Here is a 6,806-nt window from a genome sequence, read left to right as displayed (position 1 = left end):
CCTCACCAGCCGGAGCACGGCATACGAGGTGCATCGGAGACAGGTGTCCAGACGTGTGCTCTCCCGACCTGGCGGGCGGCGCCGCCCCCACACCCCAGGCATCGCCGCAACCCGCCACCTGGCGCGGCGGCCCAGTGGCTGCCCACCGCCCGGGCGGTCCCGCGGCCGGCGGTCCCGTGGCTTCGCCGCGGGGTGCGAGATTCGTCACTGTGGCTCGTGGGCCGATACGGAATGTGCGGGCCTCCGCGTCTGCTGCACTGGGCAGGGGCCACTCGCGTGGGCCCCTGTTCTCGTGTGCGCCGGGCAATGGTGCTCAGCGCGACCGGCCGCGGGAGCCGGCGACGGCCCCCGGGCGCCCGTCCTGCTCCCGTGCCCCTGACCGCCCACTCCGGAAGGTTTCCCTGCCGTCATGCCATTGGCACTGCTGGCCCTGGCTGTCGTCGCGTTCGGCATAGGCACGACCGAGTTCGTCACGATGGGGCTGCTGCCCCAGATCGCTGACGGCGTCGGCGTGTCCGTGCCGCACGCCGGCAACCTCGTCTCGGCGTACGCGCTCGGCGTCGTCGTCGGCGCTCCCCTGCTGACCGGCATCGGCGCCCGGATACCGCACAAGCGGCTGCTGCTGCTCCTGTCCGGGCTCTTCATCGTCGGCAACACCGCCTCGGCGCTTGCCCCGAACTTCGGGCTGCTCTTCGCGGCCCGCGTGCTCGCGGGCCTGCCGCACGGCGCGCTGTTCGGCGTCGGCGCCGTCGTCGCCTCACGGCTCGTCGCGCCGGGACGCGCGGCACGCGCCGTCGCGACCATGTTCCTCGGGCTCACCGTCGCCAACATCGTCGGCGTGCCCGCAGGCACGGCGCTCGGCCAGCAGCTCGGCTGGCGGTACGCCTACTTCGCGGTCGCCGTGATCGGCCTGATCGCGTTCGCCGCGCTGGCGTTCCTCGTCCCGCACCAGCCGCGCGGCTCGCAGTCCGGCATCCGCCACGAGCTGCGCGCCATGGGCAACCGGCAGATCGCGCTCGGCCTGATCACGGCCGTCGTCGGGTTCGGCGGGTTCTTCGCCGTCTACAGCTACCTCGTGCCGATGCTCACGCACCTGACGGGCCTCTCCGACTCCTCGACGACCTGGGTGCTGGCGCTGTACGGCGTCGGCATGACGCTCGGCACGCTCGTCGCGGGCCCGCTCACGGACCGGGCCCTGCGCCCGACGCTGTACGCGGGGCTCGTCCTGCTCGCCGGGGCGCTGGTGACGTTCTACTTCACCGTCCACTCCACCGTGCCCGCGCTGGTCACGATCGCCTTCATCGGGGCCGTCGGCTCGCTCATCACGACGCCCGTCCAGATGCTGCTGATGGCCAAGGCCGAGAACGCGCCGACCATGGCCGCCGCCTCGAACCACTCGGCCTTCAACCTGGCCAACGCGGGCGGCGCCTGGCTCGGCGGCCTGGTCATCTCGGCCGGCTGGGGCTGGGCCTCGCCGACCCTGGTCGGCGCGGTGCTCGCCGTGGCCGGGCTCGGCCTCGCCATCACCGGCGGCGTCCTGGACCGCGGCAGCCGCCGGTCGCCCGTGGTCGCCAAGTCGGCCGGAGCAGGGGTCGGGACGGGGGCCGACACCGGGCAGCTGTCCGCGCGGGGCCGGGAGGCTCAGGACGCGCAGGAGCCCACGCGCTGACCGCCCCCGGCCGCACCGACCGGGCGACGGGCCGCGGCTGGGCGACGGGCCGTCGCTGGGCGAGGGGCCGCCGACCGGCCGCCGGGCCCGCGGCTAATCGCCCTCGCGCTCCTTGTCGTCCATGCGGATAACGCACACCGCGACCGCGAGCAGGAGCGCGTGATCCGCGTCCTCCCGTACGACGTTGACCCCGTACGTCTCGCGCACCGTCAGCCAGCGGCGTGACACCTCCGCCAGCAGTTCGCCGTCGTACTCGATCGCGAACTCGCGGTCGAAGATCTTGCCGCTGACGTCGAGCTCCGTGCCCTCGACCAGGTCGACCCGGTAGTGGTTGCGCAGCAGCGAGAACCGCTTCTTGTGGATGGTCGCCAGCGGTTCGCCGTCCCGCTCGATCGTCATCGTGTCCCGCAGGCTGAACATCTTCTCGCGCAGCGTGATCAGGATCCGGCCGGAGGTGTCCTTGATCTCCAGGGTGTCCCGCAGCCGCAGCGCCTTGCCGTCGACGAGGAAGGCCTTGCGGCCGTGCTCGTCCTCGATCCAGTAGTCGTCGCCGATGCCGAAGATCCGGTCCCGCACTTGGTATTTCATGCGGCCATGCCTACCCGGCCGGACCCCGGGTCTCCCACACCAGGGCCACCGCGTCGTCCAGGCGCGCCAGTTCGACCGCCGTCATGGTCGGATTCGCCCGGCGGCGGGCCAGCGCGCCGGCGAGTGTTTCACGTGAAACAGGGGCGTGGGCCAACAGGCCCTTCAACACCGCCCGCACCGCAGGCACCGCCTCCCGCGGCACCCCGAAGTCGCCCACCACGACCTGCGCGAGGATCAGCGCCGACATCGCGCGGTCGAGGCCCGGATCGCCCTCCTCGGTGTTCGACCAGTCGATCACCATGGGCCCGTCCCGCGTGAGCATCACGTTCTCCGGGTGCAGGTCCAGGTGGAGGATGCGCCCGGCGCCCGACCGCGGCGGCACGGCGTGCAGCCGCCGCAGCAGCCGAGCCAGCAGCACGCCCGCCTCCCGCGGCTCGGTCTCCCCCGCCAGCAGGGACGCAGCGAGCGTCGGACCCGTCAACCTCCGCATCACCAGGTCCGCGACGGCGTCGTCGTCGCGCCATGGACGCACCTCCGGCACGGGATACCCGTGCCGGCGCAGGTACGCCATGACCTCGGCCTCACCCGAGGCGTCCAGCCCGCCGCGGTACCGGCGCAGCACCCAACCGCCGTCGTCGTCGGCGTCGCCACCCAGCGCGTACACGTCCGCGTCCCGCCCGGCCCCCAGGAGCCTGCCCGGCTCCGCCCGCTCCCCTGTCCCCATGGCCGCGAACCTATGCGAACCACGACGTCATGGCACCCTTGACTCCATGAACGACCTCGCCTCCGCGCCCGCACCCCGCCGCGCCCGCGTCCGTGCCCCCGAGCTGATCGGCAAGGGCGGGTGGATCAATACCGGCGGCAAGGATCTGTCTCTGGCGGATTTCCGAGGTCGCACATTGATCGTGGATTTCTGGACATTCTGCTGCGTGAACTGCCTGCACGCCATGGACTCCCTGCGGGATCTTGAGGAGAACCACAAGGACACCGTCGTGGTCGTCGGTGTGCACTCGCCGAAGTTCGTGCACGAGGCCGAGCACGCGGCCGTCGTGGACGCCGTCGAGCGGTACGAGGTGCGCCACCCCGTGCTCGACGACCCCGAGCTCGCCACGTGGAAGCAGTACGCGGTGCACGCCTGGCCGACCCTCGTCGTGATCGACCCCGAGGGCTACATCGTCGCCCAGCACGCCGGCGAGGGGCACACCCACGCGATCGAGCAGCTGGTGAACGAGCTGGAGGCCGAGCACGCGGCGAAGGGCACGCTGCGGCGCGGTGACGGGCCGTACGTGGAGCCCGAGCCGGTCGCGACCGACCTGCGCTTCCCCGGCAAGGCGGTCGTCCTGCCCGGCAGCGGCCACTTCCTCGTCTCGGACACGACCCGCCACCAGCTGGTGGAGCTCGCCGAGGACGGCGAGACCGTGGTGCGGCGCGTCGGCAGCGGCGAGCGCGGCTTCGGTCCCGGCGCCTTCCGCGAGCCGCAGGGCCTCGCCCTGCTGCCCGACGGGACGGTGGCCGTGGCGGACACCGTGAACCACGCGCTGCGCGCGTACGACCCGGCGACCGGCGCCGTCACGACGATCGCGGGCACCGGCAAGCAGTGGTGGTGGCACGAGTCCCCCACCTCAGGACCGGCCACCGAGGTGCCGCTCTCGTCGCCGTGGGACGTCGCGTGGTGGCACGACCGGCTGTGGATCGCCATGGCGGGCGTGCACCAGCTGTGGACGTACGACCCGGCCGCCGGCACGGTCGAGGCCGTCGCGGGGACGACCGGCGAGGGCCTGGTGGACGGCCCTGCCGAACAGGCGCTGTTCGCGCAGCCGTCGGGTCTCGCCGTCGCGGGCGACCGGCTGTGGGTCGCGGACTCCGAGAACAGCGCGCTGCGGTACGTGGAGCGCGCGCAGGACGGCTCGTACACCGTCGGCACCGCCGTCGGGCTCGGCCTCTTCGACTTCGGCCACCGCGACGGCCCGGCGGACCAGGCGCTGCTCCAGCACCCACTGGGGGTGACCGCGCTGCCCGACGGCTCGCTCGCGGTCTCCGACACGTACAACCACGCGCTGCGCCGCTACGACCCGGCGAGCGGCGAGGTCACCACGCTCGCCACCGACCTGCGGGAGCCGTCGGGCGCGGTCCTCGTGGGCGACGAGATCGTCGTGGTGGAGTCGGGCCGGCACCGGCTGACGCGGCTGCGGCTGCCCGACGAGTCGGTCAGGGTGGACGCGGTGGCGCACCGCACCCGGCGTGCCGCGACGGACGTGGCGCCCGGCAAGGTCCGCCTCGACGTGGTCTTCTCCGCGCCGGGCGGGCAGAAGCTGGACACGCGGTACGGGCCCTCGACGCGCCTGCTGGTGTCGTCGACGCCGCCCGAGCTGCTGCTGGAGGGCGAGGGCGCCGGCACGGACCTCGTGCGCGACCTGGTGCTGGCCGACGGGATCGGCGAGGGCGTGCTGCACGTGTCGGCGATGGCCGCGTCGTGCGACGACGACCCGGCGATCGAGTTCCCCGCCTGCCACGTCCACCAGCAGGACTGGGGCGTCCCCGTGCGCGTCACCCCGGACGGCACGGGCCGCCTCGGGCTCGTACTCGCGGGGATGGACGCGGAGGGCACGGAGGCCGCCGCCGAGGCCGCCGGCGCCTGACGGGCGTCGCCGACGCCTGGCAGGCGTCACCGGCGCCTGGCAGGCGTCACCGGCGCCTGGCAGGCGTCAGAGGATCGGGCCGTGGTGGTGGTCGCGTTCCACGACCGTCTCCTCCAGAACGGCGCCGCGCCTGCGGCGGGCGATGCTGGTGATGGTCGCGATGCCGATGATGCCGACGGCCATGAGGATGATCCCCACCAGGTCGAGGTTCACCCCTTTCATGTGCCAGTCGGTCGCGAACGTGAGGATCGCGCCGATCGCGATGAGGGCGATGCTTCCGCCTATGCCCATGAGTCCCGCCTCCTGTTACGAGTGGTGGCCTTCCGGGCCTTGACCTCGGTTACCCCACAAGGGAACAGGCATGCGGGCGGCGGCTCCTGGTATCGCGTCAGCCGACGTGTCAGACACCGCGTCAGCCGCTCGTCGGCGCCTCGGGAATCAGCCCTCCAGGAACGCCGTCAGGGCGTTGGCCAGGTGGAACGGGTCGTCGGCGCCGCACAGTTCGCGTGCGCTGTGCATCGACAGGATGGCCACGCCGATGTCGACGGTCGTGATGCCGTGGCGGGCCGCCGTGATCGGGCCGATCGTCGTCCCGCACGGCATCGCGTTGTTCGACACGAACGACTGCCACGGCACGCCCGCGCGCTCGCAGACCGCGGCGAAGGCCGCGCGGCCCGCGCCGTCCGTCGCGTACCGCATGTTGACGTTGACCTTGAGGATCGGGCCGCCGTTGGCGCGCGGCTGGTGCGTCGGGTCGTGCCGCTCTGCGTAGTTGGGGTGCACGGCGTGGCCCGTGTCGGAGGAGAGGCAGACGGTGCCGGCGAAGGCGCGCGCCCGGTCCTCGAAGGTGCCGCCGCGCGCCAGCACCGAGCGTTCGAGCACGGTGCCGAGGAGCGGGCCGTCGGCGCCGGTGTCCGACTGGGAGCCGTTCTCCTCGTGGTCGAAGGCGGCGAGCACCGGGATGTACGGGAGGTCCGCGCCGGCCGTCGTCACGGCCGCGGCGAGGGCGGCGGTCGCCGCGTGGACGGAGAGGAGGTTGTCCATCCGGGGGCCCGCGACGAGCTCGCGGTCGCGCCCCAGGTAGGCCGGTGGCTCCACGGGGTATGGCATGAGGTCCCAGCCGACGATGTCGTCCGCCGCGACGCCGACCTCGTCGGCGACGAACGCGAGCAGGTCGCCCTCGCGGGCGTCGCCGAGACCCCAGACGGGCTGCATGTGGCGCTGCCGGTCCAGCTTGAGGCCGTCGTTGTTGACGGACCTGTCCAGGTGCACGGCCAGCTGCGGGACCCGCAGCACCGGGCGGTCGACGGTGACGAGCCGGTCGCTGCCGTCGCGCAGGGTGATCCGCCCGGCGAGGCCGAGGTCGCGGTCGAGCCAGGTGTTCAGGAGCGCCCCGCCGTAGACCTCCACGGCGACCTGGCGCCAGCCGTGCGCGCCGGTGTCGGGCAGCGGCTTGACCCGCAGGTTGGGCGAGTCGGTGTGGGCGCCGATGATGCGGAACGGGGTGTGCGCGCTCGCGCCCTCCGGGACGTACCAGGCCACGATCGCGCCGCCGCGCAGCACGTACCTGCCGCCCGCCGTGCCGTCCCAGGCGTCGGTCTCGAAGACCTGCCGGAACCCCGCCTTCTCCAGGCGGGCCGCGGCGTTCGCCACCGCGTGGTACGGGGACGGCGAGGCCGCGAGGAAGGCCATCAGGTCGTCGGTGTGGCCACGGTCGAACGGCGCGGTGGGGCGGCCGGCGGAAGTGCTCATGGAACTCACCCTAACGACGGGTGACGGGACCACGGCCGACCTCACCGGTTCTCTTCCCCGCGCTGCAGCTTCCGGAGGGGGTGACGAAACGGGCCAATGCCCTGAGCGCGGCCAATGTGCGCGCCGAGCGCGGCCCTGGTCAGTGCGGGTGCGGGCTG

The 6,806-nt window shown here is 73.3% G+C and carries 6 protein-coding genes; 2 read left to right on the top strand and 4 right to left on the bottom strand.

All coding sequences use genetic code 11. The features are described from left to right. Window positions 1–409 precede the first annotated feature (409 nt). Window positions 410–1,669, top strand: a complete 1,260-nt coding sequence (locus JFN87_RS20095) for an MFS transporter (protein WP_209341878.1) — start codon at window positions 410–412, stop codon at window positions 1,667–1,669. 93 nt (window positions 1,670–1,762) lie between these two features. On the opposite strand, the gene JFN87_RS20090 is transcribed toward JFN87_RS20095, so the two are convergent. Together JFN87_RS20090 and JFN87_RS20085 are read right to left on the bottom strand one after the other, a co-directional pair. Further along, a complete protein-coding gene (locus tag JFN87_RS20090; protein WP_209341876.1) occupies window positions 1,763–2,257 on the bottom strand; it encodes an LURP-one-related/scramblase family protein in 495 nt (164 codons plus the stop codon). A gap of 10 nt (window positions 2,258–2,267) precedes the next feature. Further along, on the bottom strand, window positions 2,268–2,981 hold the full coding sequence (locus JFN87_RS20085; protein WP_209341874.1) for a phosphotransferase: 714 nt from the start codon (window positions 2,979–2,981) through the stop codon (window positions 2,268–2,270). 46 nt (window positions 2,982–3,027) lie between these two features. Here JFN87_RS20085 and JFN87_RS20080 point away from each other — a divergent pair, with 46 nt between their 5' ends. Further along, entirely contained in the window at window positions 3,028–4,896 is a 1,869-nt protein-coding gene (locus JFN87_RS20080; RefSeq protein ID WP_209341872.1) for an NHL domain-containing thioredoxin family protein, read from the top strand. Window positions 4,897–4,962: 66 nt separating this feature from the next. Here the strand turns inward: JFN87_RS20080 and JFN87_RS20075 are convergent, their stop codons facing one another. Beyond that, window positions 4,963–5,187: a DUF6458 family protein gene (locus JFN87_RS20075; RefSeq protein ID WP_030899156.1), complete on the bottom strand. Its 225-nt coding sequence runs from the start codon at window positions 5,185–5,187 to the stop codon at window positions 4,963–4,965. Between the two features lie 147 nt (window positions 5,188–5,334). Beyond that, window positions 5,335–6,648, bottom strand: a complete 1,314-nt coding sequence (locus JFN87_RS20070) for a M18 family aminopeptidase (RefSeq protein ID WP_209341870.1) — start codon at window positions 6,646–6,648, stop codon at window positions 5,335–5,337. Between the last annotated feature and the right edge of the window lie 158 nt (window positions 6,649–6,806).

The organism is Streptomyces montanisoli (genome assembly GCF_017813245.1).
Lineage (GTDB): Bacteria > Actinomycetota > Actinomycetes > Streptomycetales > Streptomycetaceae > Streptomyces > Streptomyces montanisoli.
Note: the sequence above shows the minus strand (reverse complement) of the source record. Positions and strands in the feature narration are given on the sequence as shown.